This is a genomic window from Mesorhizobium sp. B264B1B, assembly GCF_020165765.1.
In the GTDB taxonomy this organism is placed as follows: Bacteria; Pseudomonadota; Alphaproteobacteria; order Rhizobiales; family Rhizobiaceae; genus Mesorhizobium.
In genome coordinates, this window is record NZ_JAIUIS010000009.1 from 182,432 (window position 1) to 205,959 (window position 23,528).

The following is a 23,528-nucleotide window of genomic DNA, read 5'->3' on the forward strand; positions in this document are numbered from 1 at the left end:
GAACAGCGCCGGGGATCGACACCGTCCCCGGCGCCGTTCAAACTGGATGCCGATGCCGGACGAGAGAAGCAACGTCGAAAACAGACCTTCCCCCGACGCGCTGCTCGAGCATGCCGAGCGCGAGGGCCGCGGGCGTCTGCGCATCTTTCTGGGCGCGGCACCGGGCGTCGGCAAAACCTATGAAATGCTGATGTCGGGACGCGCCAGGCTGGCCGACGGCATCGACGTGGTGATCGGCGTGGTCGAGACGCACGGCCGCAAGGAAACCCTGGCCCTCGTCGAGGGCTACGAGGTCATTCCGCGCCGCCCGGTCGAATACAAGGGACGCACCCTCGACGAGATGGACATAGACGCCATCCTGGCACGCCGCCCGGCACTGGTCCTGGTCGACGAACTCGCCCACACAAACGCGCCCGGCAGCCGTCACCCCAAGCGCTATCTCGACGTGCAGGAAATCCTGGCGCGCGGTATCGACGTCTACACGACGCTCAACATTCAGCATGTCGAAAGCCTGAACGACGTCGTCGCCCAGATCACGCGGGTCAGGGTGCGCGAGACGGTTCCCGATTCCATCATCGACCAGGCCGACGATGTCGAAATCATCGATCTGACGCCCGACGACCTGATCAAACGGCTGGAGGAAGGCAAGGTCTATTTCCCCAACACCGCCCAGCGCGCCATCGAGAACTATTTCTCGCCGGGCAATCTGACGGCGCTGCGCGAACTGGCGCTGCGCCGCACCGCCCAGCGTGTCGACGAACAACTGCTCAACCACATGCAGTCCCATGCCATCCAGGGCCCATGGGCGGCGGGGGAAAGGGTGCTCGTTTGCCTCGACGCGCGTCCGGGCGGGGCGGCGCGCGTGCGCTATGCGCGCAGGCTGGCCGACCGGCTCCGCGCGCCATGGACGGCGCTTCATGTCGACACGCCTCGTTCGGCCGCCATGTCGGAAGAAGAGAAGGACAGGCTGGCGAACCATCTGCGCCTCGCCGAGCAACTCGGCGCCGAGGTGACGACCATTCCGGGCCAGAACGTCGCGCAGGACATCGTGCGCCATGCGACGGCGAACAATTTCACCCATATCGTGGTCGGCAGGCCGACCCGGTCGCGCTGGCGGGAATTGATCGAGGGCTCGCTCACCTATGATCTGATCCGCAATGCCGGCGACATCAGCGTCCATGTCATCTCGGGAACCGAGCGCGATACCGACGCAGCATCGAGAAAGGTCAGGACGGCGGCCGAGCAGCGGCCGTTCCAGATATGGCCGTATCTGTTCGCCACGGCCTATGTCGCGGGCTCGCTGGCCGTCGGCACGGTTCTCGATCAGTTCCTCGACGTGCGCAATCTGGCGATCGTGCTGCTGCTGGCGGTGCTGACATCGGCGGTGACGTTCGGACTGTGGCCGGCCTTGTACGCCTGTTTCCTGAGCGCCCTTGCCTTCAACTACTTCTTCCTCGAGCCGCGCTACACGCTGACGATCAGGGATCCCGAGAGCATCGTTGCGTTTGCCGTCTTCCTCGTCGTTGCCGTCATCGCCAGCAACCTGACGGCGCGCGTGCAGCGCCAGGCCGTCGCCGCCCGCTCACGCGCGCGGGCCACGGAGGACATCTACCTGTTTTCCAAGAAACTGGCTGGCGCCGGTACGCTCGACGACGTCCTGTGGGTCACGGCCTTCCAGATCGCCTCCATGCTGAAACTGCGGGTGGTGCTGCTTTTGCCCGAAAACGGCGCCATCACCGTCAAGGCGGGCTATCCGCCCGACGATACGCTGGCCGAGGCCGATATCGCCGCGGCCCGCTGGGCCTGGGAGCACGACCGCGCCGCCGGCCGCGGCGCCGATACGCTGCCCGGTGCGAAGCGGCTCTATCTGCCGCTACGCACAGGACGCACGGCGGTCGGCGTGGTCGGCCTCGACAACGACAAGCAGGGTCCGCTGCTGACGCCCGAGCAGCAGCGGCTGCTCGACGCGCTGGCCGACCAGGCGGCGGTCGCCATCGAGCGCATCCAGCTCGTCGCCGATGTCGACCGTGCCAAGCTCGCGGCCGAAGCCGACAGGCTGCGCTCGGCGTTGCTGACCTCCATCTCCCATGATCTGAAGACGCCGCTCGCCGCCATCATGGGCGCGGCCGGCACTCTCAGGGAGTTCGCGCCTGATCTGCCCGAGCAGGACCGGACGGAGCTGTTGTCGACGGTGGTCGACGAAGCGGAGCGGCTGAACCGCTTCATCGCCAATCTGCTCGACATGACCAAGATCGAATCCGGTGCGATGGAGCCCAATTATGCGCTGCATTATGTCGGCGACGCCGTCGGCACCGCGCTCGATCGCGCCCGCAAGATCACCAGCGAGCACAAGATCGAGGTCGATATTCCGCCCGACCTGCCGATGCTGAAGCTCGACCCTGTGCTGTTCGAGCAGGTCCTGTTCAATCTGCTCGACAATGCGTCGAAATATTCGCCGCCCGGCTCGACGATCCGCCTGCAGGGCTGGACCGACATCGGCTCCGTCGTGCTTCAGATCATGGATGAGGGATTGGGCATCCCTCCGCAGGATCTTGAGCGCGTGTTCGATACTTTCTACCGGGTGCGCAAGGGCGACCAGGTGCGCGCCGGCACCGGGCTCGGCCTGTCGATCTGCCGCGGCTTCATCGAGGCGATGGGCGGCACGATCTCGGCCGCCAACCGGACCGACCGTTCGGGTGCTGCCTTCACCATCAGGATGCCGGTGCCGGCGGAGTTGCCCAACATCGGCAATCGCATCGGCTCCAGCGCGGATCAGCCTCGATGACCAATTCGAACGTCAGGATATTGGTCGTCGATGACGAGCCGCCGATCCGCAAGTTGCTCCGGGTCGGCCTCGCCAGCCAGGGCTACGCGGTCAGCGAGGCGCCGAACGCCAAGGCGGCTATCGAGCTGATGGTGCAGGAAAAACCGGATCTCGTGCTGCTCGACCTTGGCCTGCCCGGCATGAGCGGCCATGAACTGCTGCGCAAATGGCGCGACGACGGCCTCGATATCCCGGTGGTCATTCTCTCCAGCCGCGCCGACGAGGCCGGCATCGTCGACGCGCTCGAACTCGGCGCCGACGACTACATCACCAAGCCGTTCGGAATGAACGAGCTGGTGGCGCGCATCCGTGTGGCACTGCGGCACAAGTTCCAGCAGCAGGGCGAGAGGCCTGTATTCCAAACCGGAGATCTTTCCGTCGATCTGGTCAAGCGCATCGTCAAGGTCGGGGGCAAGGAGGTAAAGCTGTCGCCCAAGGAATACGACATTCTGCGCATTCTCGTGCAGTATGCGGGCAAGGTTCTCACGCACCAGTTCCTGCTGAAGCAGGTGTGGAACGATTCGACCGACGTGCAGTATCTGCGGGTCTATGTCCGGCAGTTGCGGCAGAAGATCGAGAAGACGCCGGACCAGCCGCGCTACATCACCACCGAGACCGGCGTCGGCTACCGCCTGCGCGAGGTCGAATGAGCGTTGCCTGGCCTGATTAGCCGACAGCTTCCGGCAGCCGGTTCGCGGTCGTCGATGTGCGCAGGGCGGCGACGCAGCCAATGATGCCGAGCGGCACGAAGGCGAGGAACAGCCAGGTTGCCACATCAGCCGCCGCGTCCCGGTTCAGGCCTTGCGAGAAGCCGCTGGCATTGGCGACGATGCCGGCAAGGGCGGCACCCACCGCATAGCCGATGCGCTGCATGGTCGGCACCGCGGCCGAGGCGATGGTCTGCTCATCTTCCGGCGCGGAGGCCACGATGACGCGCGTCAGGAACGGCCAGGCAACGCCGAAGCCGCCACCCTGCAAAAGGGCGCATACCAGGATCAGCGGGATCGAGCCTGCCGGGATGGTGTAGGCGAAACCAGCCAGGCCGGTGGCGATCATCAGGGCGCCGATGACGATGATCAATCTCTCACGCTCCTGTGGCGCGTTGGCGACAAGGATCGACAGGATCGACCAGGCGATCGATTCGGCGGCGATGATGTAGCCGGTGGTCAGGAGCGGAACGTGGTGCAGCGTGGTCAGAAGCAGCGGGCCGTAAATGGCAAAGGAACAGGTCGCCACCGAGAAGGCGGCGACCATGGTCATGCCGCTGCCGACCGGCGTGCGCCACGAGAACAGCTGCGAGGGGAAAAGCCGAGATTTCGGCTTCAGCGCATCGATACGGAAGAACAGCACAAGGCCGATCAGGCCGAGCACCATCAGCAGCGACGAGCGCAGAAGGGCGATATCGACCCCCGCCGAGGCGATCAGCACGACGGCGACGGCAAGGCAGCCAAGCGCTATGAGCGGGAAGGGTGGTGCCTTGCCCGCGCCGGCACTCGGCCTCGTCGCTTCCGGCGTGTCGAGCACGACGAAGCTCGCCAGCGCCATCGCCGCACCGCCGAACACGAAGATGCCGAACGCCCAGCGCCATGACAGAAGCTCTGTCATGATCGCGCCAAGCATCGGCCCGCTGAAGGCGGCGACGCCCCAGATCGCCGACATGATACCGAAAAGCTGCGGCCAGATGGCCCGCGGAAACAGGCGCTCCACCGAGACGAAAGCCAGCGACACCAGCGCGCCGCCGCCCAGGCCCTCGATCAGGCGCCCGGCCAGGAACAATTGCATCGAGGGCGCGGTGGCGCAGATCAGCGCGCCGGCCGCGTAAAGCAGCGCCGCGACCACCATGTTGGTGCGCAGCGCCACATAGCTGACCAGCCGTCCGGCCGCGGCACCGGCGACGATGGCGCCCAGTTCATAGATCGCCAGCGACCAGCCGACGAGCTGCACGCCCGCCAGTTCGCCGATCATGGCGGGCATGACGGTCGCCACCATCGTCTCGTTGGTGGCGTGCAGCAGGATGCCGAGGCTGATGAAGCAGAAGCGCGCGAGGTCGCCGCTCGCCCACAATGCGCGCCAGTCGACCCTGTTTGTGCTGATGTCGGTCACTTCGGTCCCTCGAATTTCATATCCCGATGCAAACGCATGGCGCCAGGAGCCGGCTCGGGGGTCCGGCAGGACCATGGTCGGATGGGTTTGTAGAACCTCAACCAAGCTTGAGCTCAAGCGATTTTTTGGACATGTTCGTGGATGCCCGCATCCCTGGCCGGCCGGCATCGCCGGCCAATCAGTTCTCCGTGCTGCGCAGCTGGAACTGGCTGACACCGATGGCGAAATTGATGCCGGTCTGGGTCTGCAGGCTGAGCGGCTGCAAGGTGAAGGACTGCGAGGAGCCGCCAACCAGCAGATTGGCCCCGGCGCCGACGGTTGCCGTCACCTCGGCGCTGGCGCCGACATAGTCGCCGGCCAATGCGCCCGGCGCGTAGATGTTCTTCAGCGGCGTCAGCACCAGCCATCGCATCACCGCCTGCTTGGTCGTGCCGATGTCGAGGCCGTATTTGTTGACCGCGCCGAAATAGGCTTCCGGCGCGAAAGTCTTGTCGGCAGGGGTGAAGGTGCAGCTCAGATCCTTGCTCGAGCCGAAGATGAAGCCGGTGCCGCCCGATATGGCGCATTCAAGTGTGCCGAGCTCGATGCCCTGGTCCTGTGCCTGGGCCAAGGCGGGGCTGGCAATGGCAACGATGGCAGCAAGGATCATTTTGCGTGTCATGGGCCCCTCGTGCATTCGCTGCAGCCATCTTTGAGGAGCAGATGACACTGCTTCGCGAGCGAAGGATGCCAGGTCAGTGCACGGGGTCCGGTCGGTGATCGTCGGGCTTTGGCCGGCAACCGTCTATGGCGGGATGTATCGTCCACTGGTTCTGAGGCTCCTGCTGGGATGCGACGGTCAATGGCGATCCTGCCGTCTCAACGGCTTCACACCAGCGCGCGGGGCTGCCGTCGGGAACCGGGGATTCGTTCCAGCTGCCGTTCCAGGTGCCGATCTTCTGACAGTGCTTGATGGGATGGATTTCGTTCCAGCCGTCATGTGCCGAATCGTAGACCCACGTTCCCTTGACGAACAGGATGTCCGCGCCGCGGCGCGTCGGATCGTTGACGTGAAGATCGCCGAGATTCTCGTCGAGATCCGTCGGATTGGCTGTGTCGAGCAGGCCGACTATGCCGCCTATGATGACGATGACCGCCGCGATGAGCGACAGGACCGCGCAGGCGATCCAGCCGAAGAAGGGAATGGCGCAAGCAACCGCGGCGGCCGTGGCGACTGGAATTGCGGCAAGGCAGGCTATCATGAGGTCGTAGACGCCGGCGCCTTCGAACTCGCAATGCAGCACCGCGGTCGGGTCGTCATTGGCCCATTGGCGCGCTTCCTGACCTTTCCAGTCGAGGCCCGCGCCCTGGATCGCAGGCGTGTTGGCGATCAGGCGTCCAAACGGCGCTATCTTTTCGGCCGTTGCCTGGTTGGTGAATTCGACGACATTGGCCGGCACCAGATTGAGACTGTAGTCGGTGTCGAACCGGTCCAGTCCCGACTTCTCCTCCGGCGGATCGACCTTGAGCAGCCAGCCCACCGCGCATTCGTCGCCACCGAGACAGATCAGCCGGTCGTACAGCCACCAGCGGCAATAGGCCAATATGGCCGCAAGCGCCACCAGCATGGCGGCCGGTCCGGGAAGGGCGCCCACAAGGATGAGCGGCAAAGCGACCACGGCCGCCGCAATGATCATCTGCCCGTATTGTTTGCCGTGGTGATTTCCGACCGATACGCATTTGGTGTAGTGCCGATAAGCCATGGCGACCCCCTATCGCTCGACATAGAGCGTCACGCCGCCGGCGAGGCCGCGGGCCGAGAAAGCATGAACGTTGATTGCCTTACGGCCGGTGAAACCGGCTGGCGGTTCAATATTGACAGTGACGGGGATTTCCTCACCCGGGGCAAGGTCCGCTTGTGCGGGCTCGAACGTGACAAGCCAGCCGGCGGGCAAAGGATGCGATTGACGGGTGTGGCCGACAGGCACTGCCGCGATGGTGCCGGGGAAGGTGCGCAAGGGCCGGCGACGCGGCCTCGGGCGAGGGCGCGGCTCACAGACCGGCAATTCAGGAAGGGAATAGGCATCGGCCTCGAGACGAAATCCCATCCTCTCCCGCTCGCCATTGCGCAGGCGAAATTCAAATCTTGCGGGCGAATGGGCGACACCGACGGTGGTGTTGTCCTGGCCTAGGTTGTTGTTCGGGTTCGCATCGTCGAGCCAGTCGAGCAGGACCTGGATGCAATAGTGACCAGGCGCTGCCGGAGTTCGCCATTTGACCGACGCGAAAGCCGGATGGTTGGCCCCGCCCTTGACGCCGAGATCGGTCCTGGTCTCATCGATCCAATGCGACACCGTGCCGATGCCGAAACTCAGATAGGAGAATTTCACCGGCAGATCGACGACCGGGGCCTCGGTCGAGTTGTTCCAGATACGGGCGACGATTTCATATTCGGTGTCGGGCGCCAGCATATGTGGTGCGACAGGATTGCCGCCGCTTCGGATCTCGATGTCGGGGTTGTCCCATGTGACGGCGAGGCCCTGGCCCATCAAATAATACTGCGCGTAGATCAGGGGATCCGGGCGTTTATAGGCGGGGTCGCTGATCTTGACGCAACGTTGCGGCCCGCTTCGGTCCAACCGATCGGGGAGCTTCATTCTTTCGCAGAGCAATCTGGCGAGGGCGCAGATCCGGGCAGCGATCTGGCGCAGGTTCGATGGCCACTCGGTGAACGCGTCGGCGAGCGCGTTCAGGAAATCCAGTACTTTGGGGAGCGGGTTCATGGCCAGTCCGCGGCCATTTCGTCAACGTCGCTGTCGACGCATGAAAAACCAGACAGCGGCAATCAAGAATGGTGCGAGTATCAGAAGAAGTTCGAAGGATCCCGACCCGCCATCGGGCGAAAATCCGAATAACTGCTCGATGAAATCCATCACGGCCTCCGGCAGCTGCAACAAAATTGCATTCGACGATGTCTTTACATCTGCCGGAGCTCGCGCGCATTTTCGCGCAGAGCCAGCAACATTTCCGGTTGGTAGCACAGAACGAGCAAGTCTTCCATCGGCAATAATTTCGATCTGCTAGCTTGGCCTGGTCACAGCAGTTCGCAAATGCAAAGCGCGCGGCGGAACCAAGTCCACCGCGCGCTATTTTGATCATCGCGCGGTTGCCGTCCGTGCCGAGAAGATCAACGTGCCGTTACTTGAGAGAGTGGATCAGCTCAAGCGAGGTCACGGCAACGGCCAGGTTGACGCCGGTCTGCGCCTGGACGCTGAGCGGCTCCAGCATGAAGGCGCTGTCGAAGCCGCCGACCAGCAGATTGGCGCCGCCGCCGGTCACGACGCTCGCCTCGGCATTGACGCCGTAATAGCTGCCGGCAAGATCACCCGCGTCGCGGTCACGGGTCGCGGCAAACACGGCCCAGGCGAGTTGGCCCTGGTGCGTCCGGCCAACATCGACGCCGAGCTTGGAGATGACGCCGGTGTAAATCTCGGCCGGACCGTGATGATAGGGGCGGAAGACACAGGACACGCCCTTGTTGGATGTCACGATGTAGCCGGTGCCGCCGTCGATGGTGCAGTCGAGCGTGCCGAGCTGCAATCTGCCGGCGCTTGCCGGTGCAACAGCGAACATGGTCGTGGCGAGCGCAGCGGCGCAGACGAGTTTCTTGGTCATGGGAGGTCCTTTCGCAAAACGCTTCAAAGTAACGGCTGGGTGGCCAGACCGTTCCGCTGAAACCTTGGCGCGAACAAGGCAGGCGATCACGGCTTGCAGCGGGGTCAGCGCGCGGTTGCCGGATTGATGGCGATCTGCGGCGATACGTGTCCTTTCGGACACGCATCCGACGCGTGTGGGCTTGGCCGGCCTTGCCTGATCTCAGCTGACGCGGGCGAGGCCATCCTTGGCCGGCTGGTAGGTGGGATCGAGCCGAACGGCTTCGCGGTAGGACTTGGCCGCCTTGGCCTTGTCGCCGCGCCGCTCGTAGATCAGCGCCTGGTTGGACCAGGCCTCGGCGTTCTTGCCGTCGAGCTTGATGGCCATGTTGAAATCGGAGAAGGCATTGTCCTCGTCATTGGTGGCGAGGTAGGAAAGGCCGCGGCCATTATACGGCTCGGCGGCGTCCGGGGCCAGCGAGATGGCGGTCGAGAAATCCTCGATAGCGAATTTGTGCTGGCCCTGGCTCTGATAGATCAGGCCCCGATTGTGATAGGCGCGGGCATCGGTCGTGTCGAGCTGGATCGCCTTCTGGAAATCGTTGAAGGCTTCCTGGGTGCGGCCGGCCTTCCGGTAGAGATTGCCGCGGCCGATATAGGCGGCATCGTAGTTGCCGTTGATCTGGATCGAGCGGTTGTAGTCCGCCAGCGCTGCTTCCTGATTGCCGAGGAAGCGCTGGATGAGCGCACGGTTCGAATAGGCCTGGTAGAAATTCGGGTTAAGCTGGATGGCCTGGTTGAAATCCTTGAGCGCCGCCTGGTACTGGCCGCCCCGGCCATAGGCCGAGCCGCGCACATTGTAGCCTTCAGGATCCTGCGGATTGCGCTGAATCACCGCCGACAGCGAGGAGATGTTCTCGCTCGACCCTTGCGCCTTGTCGATGTTGTTGAACTCGCCGGTCGGGCCCGAGGTCTGGCAGCCGGCAAGCATCAATCCGGAAAGCAGGGCTGTCGCCAGGGCAAAGCCACGAAATGTGGTTTTGCTCTCCACGCTGATTGCGTTCATGTCTGCCCTGTCCTCACTTGCCGCGTCATTCAGGTCCGGATCCCCCCTCCGGGCCGGGTCACATCAAAATAAAAAGGTGGCGGCGATTCCGCATCGCGCCACCCCTGGTATCCTTCGAAAAGGACGAAATATAGGCGTTAATCAGCGCGGCGGACGCGCTGCACCGGCGGCACCGCCGGCAGCCACCGGACGCGGCGTCATCGGCAGCAGACCTTCGCGCTGTGCACGCTTGCGGGCCAGCTTGCGGGCTCGGCGCACGGCTTCGGCCTTTTCACGGGCGCGCTTCTCGGAAGGCTTCTCGTAGTGACCGCGCATCTTCATTTCGCGGAAGATGCCTTCGCGCTGCATCTTCTTCTTGAGAGCGCGAAGCGCCTGATCAACATTGTTGTCGCGGACGAGTACCTGCACGGGCAATCCTGTCTTTCGGGTTTGATATCAACAGGCAAGCGGCCATAGCCACTAGCCTCCGCGGCGATTTACACCACGAATTGTGGCGGCTGATAGCAGAATCACGCCGCGCTGTCCACAGCCGAAATGAACGGAGGCGGCCAATTCGCCCAGCGGGCGCTCGCAAGATAGGCAGCCAACTACGCGGTAGCCAGATGCAACCGCTCAAAATCCTCGAAGAATTCGCCATAGTCGCAGGTTATCTCTTCGCCCGCCGCTATGTCGCGGGTCGCAGTTGCCCCGCCATATTGCGAAAAGTCCGTGTTCGGCGTCGCCGAATGGTTCATGAAGCGGCCATTGTCGACCTCATAGACCACGAAGCCGGGCCGGTCGGGACTGGGATAGGCGTAGCGGTCGAGCAGTTCCCTGAGATGCGAGGGTGCCGCCTGGTATTTTTCCAGCGGGATCAGCCGGTCGAAATCCGGGTCGAGCCGCCAGATCGAGGCGCCTTTCCTGATTGGCTCGGCGGCGAACACGCCGACGCCCTCGATTGCGCTTTGGGCGACATAGGTTTTGATCAGCAGCATGGTTCCGGCCCGTTTCCAAGGAGAGAACGGAATCGTCAATTCGAGCCCAAATGCAAGCCCGGATTGCGACATCGCGGCCCGCGTTGATCCGCATGCCGGCGCCGAAACCGTTCACGTCCGGTTGATCGACACGCCGCCGTCGGCGAACAGTGCGGTTCCGGTGGTGAAGCTCGACGCGTCGGAGGCAAGATAAAGCGCCGAGCGGGCGATCTCTTCCGGCCGGGCCATCCGCTTCAAGGCATGGATGCCTTCGACGTACGTGCGGGCCTCGGGCGTGGTTGTGGTCGCGCCGGGCGTGTCTGTGCCGCCTGGCAGCAGTGCGTTGACGCGCAACCCCTTCGGCCCGTACTCGGCGGCCAGCACTTGCGTCAGGCCGATCAGGCCGGCCTTGGCTGCGGCGTAGGCCGCCATGCCTGGCATGCCGGCGGTATAGCCGACGAAGCTGGAGGTGAAGACCAGCGATCCGCCGCCACGCTCCAGCATCGCCGGTATCTGATGCCTGGCGGCCAGATAGGCGCTGGTCAGATTGGTATCCATCGTGTCATGCCACGACGCCGGCGGCAGGTCCGGCAGCGGCGCCATCATGCCGACAGCGCCGGCATTGTTGAATGCAATGTCGAGACCACCGAAGCTGCCGGTCGCGAGATCGACCAGCGCCTTCGCATAGGCTTCGTCCCTGACGTCGCCGGCAAGAGCGAGCGCAGTGCCGCCGGTTTCCACGATCTCCTCGACAAGCCTATCGAGCTCGGCCTGACGGCGCGCGGCGGCGACGACCTTGGCTCCTTCCTCGGCAAAGAGCTTTGCAGTGGCGCGGCCGATGCCGGAACTGGCGCCGGTGACGATGGCGATCTTGTTGGCGAGTGCGAGCATGTTTCTGTCATCCTTCCGCTAAGCCGGCCTTGCCGGCGGTCGGATGCGTCGTCGCAAATGAGCATGGCCGCAGCCACCCGAAAGCTGCGAACCCGCCGATTTTCCCTGGCCTCGCACGCCGCGGCCGGTTGCGGCACAAAACGGCAAGAGCCGTCGCAAACAGCGCAAGGGTGGCAGCGCTGTTTCGCTAGTGATACACCTCGCGCGCCGGGGGAAATTGCTAGCCCGGCCGCAAATCCGCGAGACTTTGGCGCGAGGCTGGAACGTGAAGAAATACTCTGTATTCGCCATCGCGCGTGAGGCCATGCGCGGCCACAAGGGCTGGGAGGAGCAATGGTCCTCGCCGGAGCCGAAGAAGGAATACGACGTCGTCATCGTGGGCGCCGGCGGCCATGGCCTGGCTACCGCCTATTATCTCGCCACCGTGCACGGCATCACCAATGTCGCGGTGCTGGAGAAGGGCTGGCTCGGTGGCGGCAATACCGGCCGCAACACCACCATCATCCGCTCCAACTACCTCTATGACGAGAGCGCCGGCATCTACGACCATGCGCTGAAATTGTGGGACGGGCTCAGCCAGGAGCTCAATTACAACGTCATGTATTCGGCGCGCGGCGTCATGATGCTGGCGCACAATGTGCACGACATCCAGGTGCTGAAGCGCCATGTCCACGCCAACCGGCTGAACGGCATCGACAATGAATGGCTCACACCCAAGCAGGCGAAGGAATTCTGCCCGCCGCTCAATATTTCCAGGGATGCGCGCTACCCGGTCGTCGGTGCCGCCTTGCAGCGGCGCGGCGGCACGGCGCGCCATGACGCGGTCGCCTGGGGGTATGCGCGCGGCGCCTCGGCGCGGGGCGTGCACATCATCCAGAATTGCGAGGTCACCGGCGTCAAGCGGGCGGCCAATGGCGCGGTCACCGGTGTCGAGACGACGCGCGGCTTCATCGGCGCCAAGAAGGTCGGCGTGGTCGCGGCCGGCCATTCCTCGGTCATTATGAACATGGCCGGCGTGCGAATGCCGCTGGAAAGCTATCCGCTGCAGGCGCTGGTGTCGGAGCCGGTCAAGCCTGTCGTTCCCTGCGTGGTGATGTCGAACACGGTGCATGCCTATATCTCGCAGTCCGACAAGGGCGAACTGGTGATCGGCGCCGGCACCGACCAGTACGTCTCCTACTCGCAGACCGGCGGCCTGCACATATTACAGCATACGCTGGACGCAATCTGCGAGATGTTCCCGATCTTCACGCGCATGAAGATGCTGCGCTCCTGGGGCGGCATCGTCGACGTCACGCCCGACCGCTCGCCGATCCTGGCCAAGACGCCGGTGCCCGGCCTCTACGTCAATTGCGGCTGGGGCACGGGCGGCTTCAAGGCGACACCCGGCTCCGGCCATGTCTTTGCCCACACCATCGCCAGGGACGATCCGCATCCGATCAACGCGCCCTTCACCATCGAGCGGTTCCGCACCGGCCGGTTGATCGACGAGGCGGCGGCGGCGGCGGTGGCGCATTGACGATGACTGAGCTGTAGGAACGAAAACATGCTTCTCATCCGCTGCCCCTATTGCGAGGAAGAGCGTCCGGAACTTGAGTTCCGCAACGCCGGCGAGGCGCATATCGCGCGCTCGGCCAACATGTCAGGCGAGAGCGACGAGGATTTCGAAAAATTCTTCTTCATCCGCTCGAATCCCAAAGGCATCATCTATGAGCGCTGGCGACACATGCATGGCTGTGCGCGCTTCTTCAACGCCGTGCGCGACACCGTCACCGACAAGTTCGTCATGACCTACAAGGCCGGCGAGCCGAAGCCTTCCAAGCTGCCCAAAAACTCCAGCGAAGTGGTTGCCAAATGAGCGGCGCGTTCCGCATACCGAGCGCCGGCCGCCTGAGCCAGGCCAAGACCGCCCGCTTCAGCTTCGACGGCCAGTCCTATACCGGCATCGAGGGCGATACGCTGGCTTCGGCGCTGCTGGCCAACGGCGTGCACCTGGTAGGCCGCTCGTTCAAATATCACCGGCCGCGGGGCGTGCTGTCGGCCGGCGCGGAGGAGCCCAACGCGCTGGTGCAGATCGTGCGCGACGACGCGCGCAAAACGCCGAATGTTCGCGCGACCGTGCAGGAGCTCTATGACGGGCTCGCCGCCAACTCGCAGAACCGCTGGCCGTCGCTGTCCTTCGACGTCAGCGCGGTCAACGATCTGGCGTCGCCGCTGTTTTCGGCCGGCTTTTACTACAAGACCTTCATGTGGCCGAAGGCGGCCTGGAAGAGCCTCTACGAACCCAAGATCCGCGAAGCCGCCGGGCTTGGCGTGTCCCCCGACAGGCCGGATCCCGACCATTACTCGTCGCGCTACGCTCATTGCGACGTGCTGGTGCTGGGCGGCGGCGGGGCCGGCATCGCGGCGGCATTGGCAGCGGCTGAAACCGGCGTGCGTGTCATTCTGGCCGATGAGCAGGCCGAATTCGGCGGCAGCCTGCGCTTCGAGAGCGGCGCGAAGATCGACGGCCAGGGCGGCTTTGCCTGGGCGCAGGCGGCGATCGCCAGGCTGAAAGGCATGGACAATGTCCGCGTGCTGTCGCGCACGACCGCGTTCGGCTATTACGCACAGAACTTCGTCGGCCTGGTCGAACGGGTCAGCGACCATCTGCAAAATCCCGGCCACGACCTGCCGCGCGAGCGGCTGTGGCAAGTACGCGCCAGGCGCGTGGTGCTGGCTTCCGGGGCCATCGAGCGCCATATGGTGTTCGCCAACAACGACCGGCCGGGCATCATGCTGGCCTCGGCCGCGCGCACCTATCTCAATCACCATGGCGTCGCGGTCGGAAAAAACGTCGGCGTCTACACCGCCAATGATTCCGCTTACGCGGCGGCGATCGACCTGAAGAAGGCCGGCGTCAACATCGCGGCTATCGTCGATCTGCGCGACAATCCGACAGGGCCGGTGATCGATGAAGCAAGGATGCTCGGCATCGAGATCAATTTCGGCCGCGCGGTGATCCGCGCCGGAGGCAAGCTGCGCGTCTCGTCGATGACGGTGCAGCCGAAGAATGGTGGCGGCGAGCGCACCATTGCGGTCGATGCGATCCTGATGTCGGCCGGCTGGACGCCGTCGGTGCACCTGTTCTCGCAGTCGCGCGGCAAGGTCGCCTTCAACGACGAAACCAAGCGCTTCGTGCCCGGCACCTACGCGCAGGACTGCGTCTCTGTCGGCGCCTGCAACGGCACGGACGGCCTGTCGGCGACCCTCGACGAGGCCTATGCGGCAGGGGCCAAGGCGGCAAGGGACGCCGGCGCAAAGACTGCCAAGGGTACAAGGCCAAAAGTCGACGCCTCGGAAAGCTGGTCGCGTGGCATGCTGGGCGCCGCCCCCGGCGCCGGTCCGGATACGACGGTGAAGGCCTTCGTCGATTTCCAGAACGACGTCACCGCCAAGGACATCCGCCAGGCGGTGCATGAGGGCATGCGCTCGATCGAGCACGTCAAGCGCTTCACCACCAACGGCATGGCGACCGACCAGGGCAAGACCTCGAACATGCACGGCCTGGCGATTGCCGCCGAGACGCTTGGCAAGCCAATCCCCGAGGTGGGCCTCACCACGTTCCGCGCCCCCTATACGCCGGTGACCTTCGGCGCCATCGTCAGCCATGCGCGCGGTCCGCTGTTCGATCCGACGCGCAAGACGGCGATCCATCCCTGGGCTGAAGCCCAAGGCGCCGTGTTCGAGGATGTCGGGCAGTGGAAGCGCGCCTGGTATTTCCCCAGGGGTGGCGAGGACATGCATGCGGCGGTCGACCGCGAGTGCGTCGCGGTTCGAAACACGGCTGGCCTGTTCGACGCCTCGACGCTCGGCAAGATCGAGGTGGTCGGTCCCGATGCGGCCAAGTTCATGGAACTGCTCTACACCAATCCGTGGGAAAAGCTGGAGCCCGGCCGCTGCCGCTACGGCATCATGCTGCGCGAGGATGGCTTCATCTATGATGACGGCGTCGTCGGCAGGCTGGCGCCCGACCGGTTCCATGTGACGACGACGACCGGCGGCGCGCCGCGCGTCATGAACCACATGGAGGACTATCTCCAGACCGAGTTCCCGCATCTCAATGTCTGGCTGACCTCGATCACCGAGCAATGGGCTGTCATCGCCGTGCAGGGGTCGAAGTCTCGCGACATCATCGCGCCGCTGGTCGAAGGCATCGACATGTCGGATGAGGCCCTCCCGCACATGTCGGTGCGCGAGGGCAAGATCTGCGGCGTGCCGACAAGGCTGTTCCGCATGTCGTTCACCGGCGAGCGCGGCTTCGAGGTCAATGTGCCGGCCGATTACGGCCAGGCCGTCTGGGAAGCGCTGTGGGCCGAGGGCCAGAAGCATGGCGCCACCGCCTACGGCACCGAGGCGATGCACGTGCTGCGCGCCGAGAAGGGCTACATCATCGTCGGCCAGGACACCGACGGCACGGTGACGCCCAATGATGCCGGCCTCGACTGGGCCGTCGGCAAGAAGAAGGCCGATTTCGTCGGCATTCGCGGCCTGACGCGGCCTGACCTGGTCGCCAAGGGCCGCAAGCAACTGGTCGGCCTCAAGACCAAGGATCCCAAGGTGGTGCTGGAGGAAGGCGCGCAGATCGTGGAGGATCCCAGGCAGGCGATCCCGATGAAGATGATCGGCCATGTCACGTCGAGCTATTGGTCGCAGAATTGCGGCCGCTCGATCGCTCTGGCGCTGGTCGCCGGCGGTCGCGCACGCACGGGCGACACGCTCTACGTGCCGATGCCTGGCGGGACGATCGAAGTGGAGGTTTCCGGCATGGTGTTCTTCGACGAAACGGGAGGCCGCCTCAATGGCTAAGGCAGTCGCGAAAAAGACGGCTTCGGCCGCATCGCCGGCGGCCGAGCGCCGTCCGGCGCTGGCCGGGCGCGCTATCTCCGCCGCCGGCGTCAAGGTAGAGGTGCTGCCGCCGGCCGAACGGATCTCGCTGCGCGCTCCGGAGGCGTCGCTTGCCGCCTTGTCGAAGGCGCTCGGCGTGACCATGCCGAAAAAGCCGAAGACGTCCGTGTCGAAAGGCGGGCGCACCGCGCTGTGGCTTGGGCCGGATGAATGGATGATCATCGACGAGGCCGGCAAAGACCCGCTCGCCGATTGTGCAAAGATTTCCGCCTTGCATTCCGCTGTCGGCATCTCGCATCGCAACGTTGCGATATCGGTCGCCGGTCCGGCCGCGGCCGCGGCAATCAATTCGGGCTGCCCGCAGGATCTGTCGCTCGAAGCCTTCCCGGTGGGTGCCGCCTCGCGTACCATTCTCGGCAAGGCCGAGATCGTTCTGCTGCGCACGGCGCAAGACGCTTTCCGGGTCGAGTGCTGGCGTTCCTTCTCGGATTATGTCTTTACTTTCCTCTCCGAGGGAGCACGCGACGCGGCGGCCTGATCCCGGAACGTTTGCCGCCCGCGCCCATTTGCGGCAACAGGTCGAGGGAGAATGCCGATGCCATCGAAGTCCACGCCGAAGTCGCCCGGGAAAAGCTCGGCCGTGCGCTCCCTGGAGCATGAGCGGCATCACGGCGCCGACGCCGAAGAGGAACTCGAGGAAGGCCTCGAGGATACGTTCCCGGCCAGCGATCCTGTGTCGATCACGGGGACGGCTATCCCCGGCGCCCCCGCAAGGCCGGGCAAAGCCAAGACCGTTCCCGGACGCAAACCGCGCTGATTTCCCCAGCTTCGGTTGAGGAGCCATCTTTCCAAGACGGCGCCAAGTGGGATATTCAAAGCGCTTTGGGAGATCGTAAAATGCCGGTAAAAGCCGTCGTCTGGGGCGAGAATGTCCATGAGCAGACCAATGCCGCCGTGCGCGGCCTTTATCCATTGGGCATGCATGGGACCATCGCAGCCGCGCTCAACCAGGATAAGGGCATCGAGGCGACCACCGCCACCTTGCAGGAGCCGGAGCACGGCTTGAGCGAAAGCCGGCTGGCTGCCACCGATGTCCTGCTCTGGTGGGGCCATGCCGCCCATGGCGAGGTCAAGGACGAGATCGTCGAGCGCGTGCAGAAACGGGTCTGGGAAGGCATGGGTCTGATCGTGCTCCATTCCGGACACTATTCGAAGATCTTCAAGCGGCTGATGGGCACGCCTTGTTCGCTGAAATGGCGCGAGGCGGGCGAGCGCGAGCGCGTCTGGGCCATCAACCGCGGCCATCCGATCGCGCAAGGTATCGGCGAGTGCCTGGAGATCGGCGAGACGGAGATGTATGGCGAGCCCTTCGCGGTGCCGGAGCCGCTGGAGACGGTGTTCGTCTCCTGGTACGAAGGCGGCGAAGTCTTCCGGTCGGGGCTGACCTATCAGCGCGGCGCCGGACGGATCTTCTATTTCTCGCCCGGCCACGAGACCTACCCGATCTACCACAATGAAGGCGTGCAGCAGGTGCTGCGCAACGCCGTGCATTGGGCGCACAATCCCGCACCCGCATGGTCCGGCATCATCAATGCGCCGAACGTGCCGACAGACCAGGCCAAGGAGAAGATCGCCCAGAAGGGCCTGCGCCTGCATGCCGACGGCGACAAGGGCCTGAGTTAGGCGTGAGTTGAAGATGCACCGCCTCCTTCTGCTCGGCACCGGTGGCATTGCCGGACATCACGTCGAGGAGTTCGCCAGGATTCCAGGATGCACAATCGTCGCCTGCGTCGACCAGGTGCCGGGCCGCGGTGCGATGTTCGCCGCCGCCAACAAGATCAGCCAGTCTTTCGAGAGCCTGGAAGCGGCGATCGGCTGGGGTGCGTTCGATGCGGCCATCAATGCGACGCCGGATGGCGTGCACAAGGCCACGACGCTGGCGCTGCTTGCCCAGGGGAAACACGTCTTTTGCGAAAAGCCGCTGGCGCCGAACCATGCCGACGCGCTTGCAATGACGGAAGCGGCCGAGGCGGCCGGGGTCGTCAACATGGTCAACCTGACCTACCGCAACTCGGCGGCGATCGAGGAAGCGCGACGCATGGTGCAGGCCGGCGAGATCGGCGCATTGCGCCATGTCGAGGCGAGCTACAAACAGAGCTGGCTGGTCAGCAAGTCATGGGGCGACTGGCGCATCGAGGACAAATGGCTGTGGCGCCTGTCCAACCGGCACGGCTCGACGGGCGTGCTCGGCGATGTCGGTATCCACATTCTGGATTTCGCAAGCTATGGCGCCGACCAGGACATCGCCACCCTGCACGCCGACCTGGTGACGTTTCCCAAGGCCGAAGGCGATCGGATCGGCGATTATGTGCTTGATGCCAACGACAGTGTCGCAATGACGGCGCGGTTCAAATGCGGGGCGCTCGCGACGATCGTCGCCAGCCGCTACATGACCGGCCACGCCAACGACCTGTCGCTGGCCATGCATGGCACCAAGGGCGCCATCAAGGTCAAAACAGACGGCAAGGTTTCGCGCCTGTCGGCCTGCCTGGGCGAGGACATCGACCAGCAACGTTGGCGGACACTGGCGCTGCCGGATGTGAAGCGCAACGCGCTGCGTTTCGCCGAAGCGCTCGATAGGGGAAGGAACGGCGATCCATCCTTCCGTCGCGCCGCCGACATGCAGAGGCTGATCGACGCGGCCTTCGAGAGTTCGTCGTCCAGACTGCCGGTCACGATCGCCTGAATCACATCTGGCCGGCTGCACCAGCCAGGCGTGTGTTGCCGCTATCAGAACGCGCTCGGCACGATCCAGGGATTGATGCTGATGCCGAGGCGCGGGCCCTTGCCTTCAGCGGTGGTTTCCGTGACGCCCTTTTTCTCGAGCGAGCCGGTCGATGCGCAATCGAGCTTCACATTGGCCTTGGTGTCGACGCAGGTCGCGGCGGGCACGTGCTTGACCGGGTGTGTCGTGTTGGCGGCGAGGGCCGAGCCCGAAAGTGCCAGCACGGCAGCGAGGGTGAGGAGGGTCTTTTTCATTGTCCGTCTCCGGGTTCGATGGGTGAATTTGTTCTCGTACGTGTACGGTATTCCGTACAAATACGCCCACCGATCGCGGAGTTCAAGCCAGAATCGTACACGTACGGAAATTTTTGTTAACCAAGAAAATCCGCCCCGCTTGGCACGTTAAACGCGGAGCGTCGATGAAGCGTGGATACGCAAGGAGATATCGTTCAGCAGTTGACCGGTGTCTCGGTCAGCGGGGGCACGTTCTGCGTGCTGAGCGTGGCAAGGGTGAAATCGCACATCCGTTTCACGAAAGCCTGCGGATCACCGAAGGGGTAGAAGGGGAAGGTGATCAGCAGCGAGATGGTGCCGTGGCCGACCGCCCACAGCATGGTAGCAATGGCGCGCGGATCACCCTGCAACTTCCCCGCGGCGACGCAGGCCTCGACCCTGCTGATCAGCACCTTCATCGCCGGGTTGCTTTCTTCCATGTCCTCGTAGCTCCGGCCTGCCGGCAGCTTGGTCTTTTCGGTCATGAAGACGGTGCGGTATTCATTGGGATTGCCAAGCCCGAATGCGGCGTATTCCGTCATCACCGCTTGCAGCGCCTCGATCGGATCGTCGGCAGGATGCTCCTCGATGCGTCGGGCAAGCGTCTCGAACGCATCCTCAGCCAGCGCGAACAATATGTCCTGCTTGTCTGCGAAATAGGAATAGACCGACATCGGCGCGTAGCCGACACGCTTGGCCAGCTTGCGGATGGTCAGGCCCTCATAGCCTTCCTCCTGCACGAGCTTGTGCGCGGCCTCCACAAGTTCGGAACGCTGTTCGGCCTTTTGTTTCTCGCGGCGTGTCTGGGCGCTCACCGGCAATATCGCCTGCCTCTGCTGGTTGGGGGCCAACTGAATTATATACGCTGTACGGAAACGGACAAGGGCGCCGCTGGTTCCCGTCGCAGGTTCCCAGGCGGCAGGCGTCAGATGGCGCCGACGCCGCCGTCGACGGCCAATGTGTGGCCGGTCATGAAGGAGTTGGCGGGGTCGGCGGCGAACAGGATCACCGTGGTGATCTCATCCACTTCGGCCACCCTCCTCATCGGCACGCCGCGCGTTAGTTCGGCCAGGGTGTCAGCTTCCGGAGCGCCGGAGACGCGCACGAAACTGTCGACCATCGCCGTTCTCGTGTGCGCCGGACAGACCGCGTTGATGCGCACGCCCTTGCTGGCGTATTCAATTGCCGCCGACCGGGTCAGCCCAACCACGCCGTGCTTGGCGGCGGCATAGATCGAAAGCTTCGGCGCGCCACCCAGTCCGGCGGCGGAGGCGATGTTGACGATGGCGCCGCCCTTGCCGTCCGCCTTGAACTGCCGCTCCATCTGCGGGATCTGGTGCTTCATGGCATAGAAGACGCCGAGCAGATCGATTTCGATCACGCGGCGCGCCTCCTCCGAGGCGACCTGCGGCAAACGCACGAAACTCTGCACGATGCCGGCATTGTTGACCGCGACATCCAGCCGGCCGAATCTTTCGACCGCCAGAGCCACCAGCGCCTGCGACAGCGCCTCGTCGGCGATGTTGCCGGCCAGGACCGCCGTCTCGGCATCGAGCGTTTCGGCAAAGCTCCTCAAGATTGGTTCATCGAGGTCGGAGAGGATCAGCCGCGCGCCCTCGGCGGCAAAAGCTTTGGCGGTGCCGCGGCCGAGCCCGCCCGCGGCACCCGTGATCAACACCGTTTTTCCGTCGAAGCGGCCCATCGATTATTTCTCGTCGATCAGTTTCGGTCGATCAGTTTCGCGGCGAGGTGCGAAAGCAGTTTCACCGCCTCGCCATAGGTCCTGGCCTTTTCCGGGTTCGAGGCATTGCCGTCCAGCGCGCGCTTGTAGACGCCCTGGCAGATCGCGGCCAGCCGGAAGAAGGAGAAGGCGAGGAAGAACGTCCAGTCGCCGATGCCGGTGAGCCCGCGCCGCCGGCAATAGGTGGCGACATAGTCCTCTTCCGAAGGCAGTCCGAGCGCGGCGCGGTCGATACCGCCCAGGCCGCGAAAGCCCGAGCTATGCGGCAGGCGCCATTGCATGCACTGGTAGGCGATATCGGCAAATGGATGGCCTGATGTGGACAGTTCCCAGTCGAGCACCGCCATCACCTTCGGCCGGTCCGGCGCGAATATCAGATTGTCCAGCCGATAGTCACCATGCACCAGCGAGACACGGCCGTCGTCGGCGGGCCTGTGCGTCTCCAGCCAGTCGATCAGCCGGTCCATGTCGGCAATGGCACCGGTCTCCGAGGCACGGTACTGACTGGTCCAACGCGCCAGTTGGCGCTCGAAATAGTTGCCCGGCCGGCCGAAATCGCCGAGACCCACGGCCTCGATATCGACGCCGTGCAGGGCGGCGAGCGTGGCGTTCAGGGCATCGTAGATGGCGGCGCGCTCGCCATTGTCGCGCGCTTCCGGCAGTGCCGGATTCCAGAAGATGCGGCCGTCGATGAAATCCATGACGTAGAACATGCGGCCGATCGGCGAGTTCTCGGCCGAGAGATGCAGCATCCGCGGCACCGGCACGGCGGTGCCCGAAAGGGCGCTCATCACCCTGAATTCACGGTCGACCTGGTGTGCCGATTTCAGCAACTGCCCCGGCGGCTTGGCGCGCAGCACGTAGCGGCCGCTGGCCGCCGTCAGCAGATAGGTCGGGTTGGATTGGCCGGATTTGAATTTTTCGACGGAGGAAAGTCCGGCAAAGCCGGGGATCCGCGCCTCGAGATAGGGCGAAAGCGCTGCCTGGTCGAGCGCGTTCGGGTCGCTCATGCGGTCTCTGGCTGGCGTTCGATCAGGGTCAGCGTCAGCCAGCGGGCGGTGAGCGCCGGTTTCTTCGAGCCCTCGATCTCGATCGTCACGTCATGGGCCGTCTGCACCCAACCTGAGGGCCTGACCTTGACGTCAGCCAGCACGAAACGGGTGCGGATGCGCGCGCCGGTCTTCACCGGCGCCAGGAAGCGCAGCGAATCGAAGCCGTGGTTGACGCCCATCTTGCCGTTTTCCAGCGGCGGCATGGTCTCGAACGTCATTGCCGACAACAGCGACAGCGACAGGAAGCCATGCGCGATGGTGCCGCCGAATGGCGTCTCGCGCTTGGCCCGCTCCGGATCGCAATGAATGAACTGGTGGTCGTCGGTGGCGTCTGCGAACTGGTCGATCATGCGCTGCGTGACCACCCGCCATGGCGAGACGCCCACCTCCTTGCCGACGCTGGCCAGAAGCACATCGAGACTGATCGGTTCCACGCGGATGTCCTCCAGTTTCATCCCCGGCTTCCCCGGCCGGACATGTCATTCCTTGAACAGGGTCAGCCCATGCTGCACCGACTGTCCACCGTCAATCGGCAGGATGGCGCCGGTGACATAGCTGCCTGCACGGCTGCACAAATAGAGCGTTGCGCCGGCAATGTCATCCGGGGCGCCGATACGGCCGATCGGAACGTGGCTGCCGACATGCCTGGCCTGTTCCTCAGTGGCGGTGGCAAACGCCGTCATCCGGCTCTGGAAGGGCCCAGGGGCAAAGGCGTTGACGGTGATGCGGCGGCCGGCGAATTCCAGCGCCAGGGTGCGCGTCAGGTGATGAACGGCCGCTTTGGAGGCGGTGTAGGAGTAGGCGTCGTCGGCCAGCGGCTGCGTGCCCATCACGGAGCCCAGATTGATCACCCGGGCCGGATCCTCGTCGCTGGCGGCGGCTTCGAGCAGCGGCAGCAGTTCGCGGGTCAGGTGGAAGACGGCGGTGACGTTGACGCCGAACACCTTGGCCCAGGCATGATAGGGGAAGCTCTCCAGCGGCGCTCCCCAGGACACGCCGGCATTGTTGACCAGGATATGCAGCCGTTCGGCCCGCGTCTTGACCTCGCCGACCAAGGCGGCAATGCCGGCCTCGCTGGAAACGTCTCCGGCAAAGCCTTCCGCCCGGCCCGGCGCGCCAAACCCGTTCAATTCCTCGGCGACCTTGATGCAGTCCTCGCCCTTGCGCGAGGCGATCATCACCGTTGCGCCGGCCTTGACGAGGCCCGTCGCCGCCATGCGGCCGATGCCGGTCGCCGCGCCCGTGACCAGCGCGGTCTTGCCGGCCACCGAAAAAAGATCGTCGAGATAGCTCATCGAACTCCTGCGCCTTTCATCGGCGGA

At 64.4% G+C, this 23,528-nt stretch carries 24 protein-coding genes; 9 read left to right on the plus strand and 15 right to left on the minus strand.

Annotation, left to right across the window (positions count from 1 at the left end; genetic code table 11):
* The first annotated feature begins 52 nt into the window (after nucleotides 1–52).
* Together LB547_RS20070 and LB547_RS20075 are read left to right on the plus strand one after the other, a co-directional pair.
* A complete protein-coding gene (locus LB547_RS20070; protein WP_140584303.1) occupies nucleotides 53–2,785 on the plus strand; it encodes a sensor histidine kinase in 2,733 nt (910 codons plus the stop codon).
* Nucleotides 2,782–3,474 carry a response regulator transcription factor gene (locus LB547_RS20075; protein WP_140560272.1) on the plus strand — a complete coding sequence of 231 codons (693 nt, stop codon included), beginning with the start codon at nucleotides 2,782–2,784 and terminating at the stop codon, nucleotides 3,472–3,474. The genes LB547_RS20070 and LB547_RS20075 overlap by 4 nt, the downstream gene beginning before the upstream one ends.
* A gap of 16 nt (nucleotides 3,475–3,490) precedes the next feature.
* Here the strand turns inward: LB547_RS20075 and LB547_RS20080 are convergent, their stop codons facing one another.
* The 9 genes from LB547_RS20080 to LB547_RS20120 all read right to left on the minus strand — a co-directional run bounded on the left by LB547_RS20080 (nucleotide 3,491) and on the right by LB547_RS20120 (nucleotide 11,469).
* On the minus strand, nucleotides 3,491–4,927 hold the full coding sequence (locus LB547_RS20080) for an MFS transporter (protein ID WP_140584304.1): 1,437 nt from the start codon (nucleotides 4,925–4,927) through the stop codon (nucleotides 3,491–3,493).
* A gap of 178 nt (nucleotides 4,928–5,105) precedes the next feature.
* Entirely contained in the window at nucleotides 5,106–5,588 is a 483-nt protein-coding gene (locus tag LB547_RS20085; RefSeq protein WP_140513722.1) for a DUF992 domain-containing protein, read from the minus strand.
* A 73-nt stretch (nucleotides 5,589–5,661) separates the two neighbouring features.
* Nucleotides 5,662–6,669, minus strand: a complete 1,008-nt coding sequence (locus tag LB547_RS20090; RefSeq protein WP_140584305.1) for a hypothetical protein — start codon at nucleotides 6,667–6,669, stop codon at nucleotides 5,662–5,664.
* A 9-nt stretch (nucleotides 6,670–6,678) separates the two neighbouring features.
* Nucleotides 6,679–7,689: a hypothetical protein gene (locus LB547_RS20095; RefSeq protein ID WP_140522454.1), complete on the minus strand. Its 1,011-nt coding sequence runs from the start codon at nucleotides 7,687–7,689 to the stop codon at nucleotides 6,679–6,681.
* A 415-nt stretch (nucleotides 7,690–8,104) separates the two neighbouring features.
* On the minus strand, nucleotides 8,105–8,581 hold the full coding sequence (locus tag LB547_RS20100) for a DUF992 domain-containing protein (RefSeq protein WP_140584306.1): 477 nt from the start codon (nucleotides 8,579–8,581) through the stop codon (nucleotides 8,105–8,107).
* 201 nt (nucleotides 8,582–8,782) lie between these two features.
* Nucleotides 8,783–9,625 carry a tetratricopeptide repeat protein gene (locus LB547_RS20105; protein ID WP_140496334.1) on the minus strand — a complete coding sequence of 281 codons (843 nt, stop codon included), beginning with the start codon at nucleotides 9,623–9,625 and terminating at the stop codon, nucleotides 8,783–8,785.
* Nucleotides 9,626–9,766: 141 nt separating this feature from the next.
* Nucleotides 9,767–10,033: a 30S ribosomal protein S21 gene (gene rpsU / locus LB547_RS20110; protein ID WP_010911429.1), complete on the minus strand. Its 267-nt coding sequence runs from the start codon at nucleotides 10,031–10,033 to the stop codon at nucleotides 9,767–9,769.
* Nucleotides 10,034–10,212: 179 nt separating this feature from the next.
* Nucleotides 10,213–10,599: an SET domain-containing protein gene (locus LB547_RS20115; RefSeq protein ID WP_140496333.1), complete on the minus strand. Its 387-nt coding sequence runs from the start codon at nucleotides 10,597–10,599 to the stop codon at nucleotides 10,213–10,215.
* A gap of 111 nt (nucleotides 10,600–10,710) precedes the next feature.
* On the minus strand, nucleotides 10,711–11,469 hold the full coding sequence (locus tag LB547_RS20120) for an SDR family oxidoreductase (RefSeq protein ID WP_140624377.1): 759 nt from the start codon (nucleotides 11,467–11,469) through the stop codon (nucleotides 10,711–10,713).
* Between the two features lie 265 nt (nucleotides 11,470–11,734).
* Between LB547_RS20120 and LB547_RS20125 the strand changes: the two genes are divergently transcribed.
* From LB547_RS20125 to LB547_RS20155, 7 genes are all read left to right on the plus strand, one after another.
* Entirely contained in the window at nucleotides 11,735–12,988 is a 1,254-nt protein-coding gene (locus LB547_RS20125; RefSeq protein ID WP_140761347.1) for a sarcosine oxidase subunit beta, read from the plus strand.
* Between the two features lie 27 nt (nucleotides 12,989–13,015).
* Nucleotides 13,016–13,327 (plus strand): sarcosine oxidase subunit delta, encoded by a 312-nt coding sequence (locus LB547_RS20130; RefSeq protein ID WP_140496330.1) that lies wholly within the window; start codon nucleotides 13,016–13,018, stop codon nucleotides 13,325–13,327.
* Nucleotides 13,324–16,317 (plus strand): sarcosine oxidase subunit alpha, encoded by a 2,994-nt coding sequence (locus tag LB547_RS20135; RefSeq protein ID WP_140761350.1) that lies wholly within the window; start codon nucleotides 13,324–13,326, stop codon nucleotides 16,315–16,317. The genes LB547_RS20130 and LB547_RS20135 overlap by 4 nt, the downstream gene beginning before the upstream one ends.
* Nucleotides 16,310–16,894 (plus strand): sarcosine oxidase subunit gamma, encoded by a 585-nt coding sequence (locus tag LB547_RS20140; protein ID WP_140522448.1) that lies wholly within the window; start codon nucleotides 16,310–16,312, stop codon nucleotides 16,892–16,894. Before LB547_RS20135 ends, LB547_RS20140 begins: the two co-directional genes overlap by 8 nt.
* Nucleotides 16,895–16,951: 57 nt before the next feature.
* Nucleotides 16,952–17,173, plus strand: coding sequence for a hypothetical protein (locus tag LB547_RS20145; protein ID WP_140496327.1), 222 nt, complete (start codon nucleotides 16,952–16,954; stop codon nucleotides 17,171–17,173).
* Between the two features lie 80 nt (nucleotides 17,174–17,253).
* On the plus strand, nucleotides 17,254–18,039 hold the full coding sequence (locus LB547_RS20150) for a ThuA domain-containing protein (protein ID WP_140761353.1): 786 nt from the start codon (nucleotides 17,254–17,256) through the stop codon (nucleotides 18,037–18,039).
* Nucleotides 18,040–18,052: 13 nt separating this feature from the next.
* Nucleotides 18,053–19,102 carry a Gfo/Idh/MocA family protein gene (locus tag LB547_RS20155; protein WP_140513713.1) on the plus strand — a complete coding sequence of 350 codons (1,050 nt, stop codon included), beginning with the start codon at nucleotides 18,053–18,055 and terminating at the stop codon, nucleotides 19,100–19,102.
* A gap of 44 nt (nucleotides 19,103–19,146) precedes the next feature.
* On the opposite strand, the gene LB547_RS20160 is transcribed toward LB547_RS20155, so the two are convergent.
* The 6 genes from LB547_RS20160 to LB547_RS20185 form a co-directional block, all read right to left on the minus strand.
* A complete protein-coding gene (locus LB547_RS20160; RefSeq protein ID WP_140496324.1) occupies nucleotides 19,147–19,395 on the minus strand; it encodes a DUF680 domain-containing protein in 249 nt (82 codons plus the stop codon).
* 194 nt (nucleotides 19,396–19,589) lie between these two features.
* Nucleotides 19,590–20,234 carry a TetR/AcrR family transcriptional regulator gene (locus LB547_RS20165; RefSeq protein WP_140522442.1) on the minus strand — a complete coding sequence of 215 codons (645 nt, stop codon included), beginning with the start codon at nucleotides 20,232–20,234 and terminating at the stop codon, nucleotides 19,590–19,592.
* 104 nt (nucleotides 20,235–20,338) lie between these two features.
* Entirely contained in the window at nucleotides 20,339–21,115 is a 777-nt protein-coding gene (locus LB547_RS20170) for an SDR family NAD(P)-dependent oxidoreductase (RefSeq protein WP_140761356.1), read from the minus strand.
* A 17-nt stretch (nucleotides 21,116–21,132) separates the two neighbouring features.
* A complete protein-coding gene (locus tag LB547_RS20175) occupies nucleotides 21,133–22,164 on the minus strand; it encodes a phosphotransferase family protein (RefSeq protein WP_140761358.1) in 1,032 nt (343 codons plus the stop codon).
* On the minus strand, nucleotides 22,161–22,661 hold the full coding sequence (locus tag LB547_RS20180) for a MaoC family dehydratase (protein WP_263483366.1): 501 nt from the start codon (nucleotides 22,659–22,661) through the stop codon (nucleotides 22,161–22,163). Before LB547_RS20180 ends, LB547_RS20175 begins: the two co-directional genes overlap by 4 nt.
* A gap of 24 nt (nucleotides 22,662–22,685) precedes the next feature.
* Nucleotides 22,686–23,501 (minus strand): SDR family oxidoreductase, encoded by an 816-nt coding sequence (locus LB547_RS20185; protein WP_140513710.1) that lies wholly within the window; start codon nucleotides 23,499–23,501, stop codon nucleotides 22,686–22,688.
* Nucleotides 23,502–23,528: the final 27 nt, after the last annotated feature.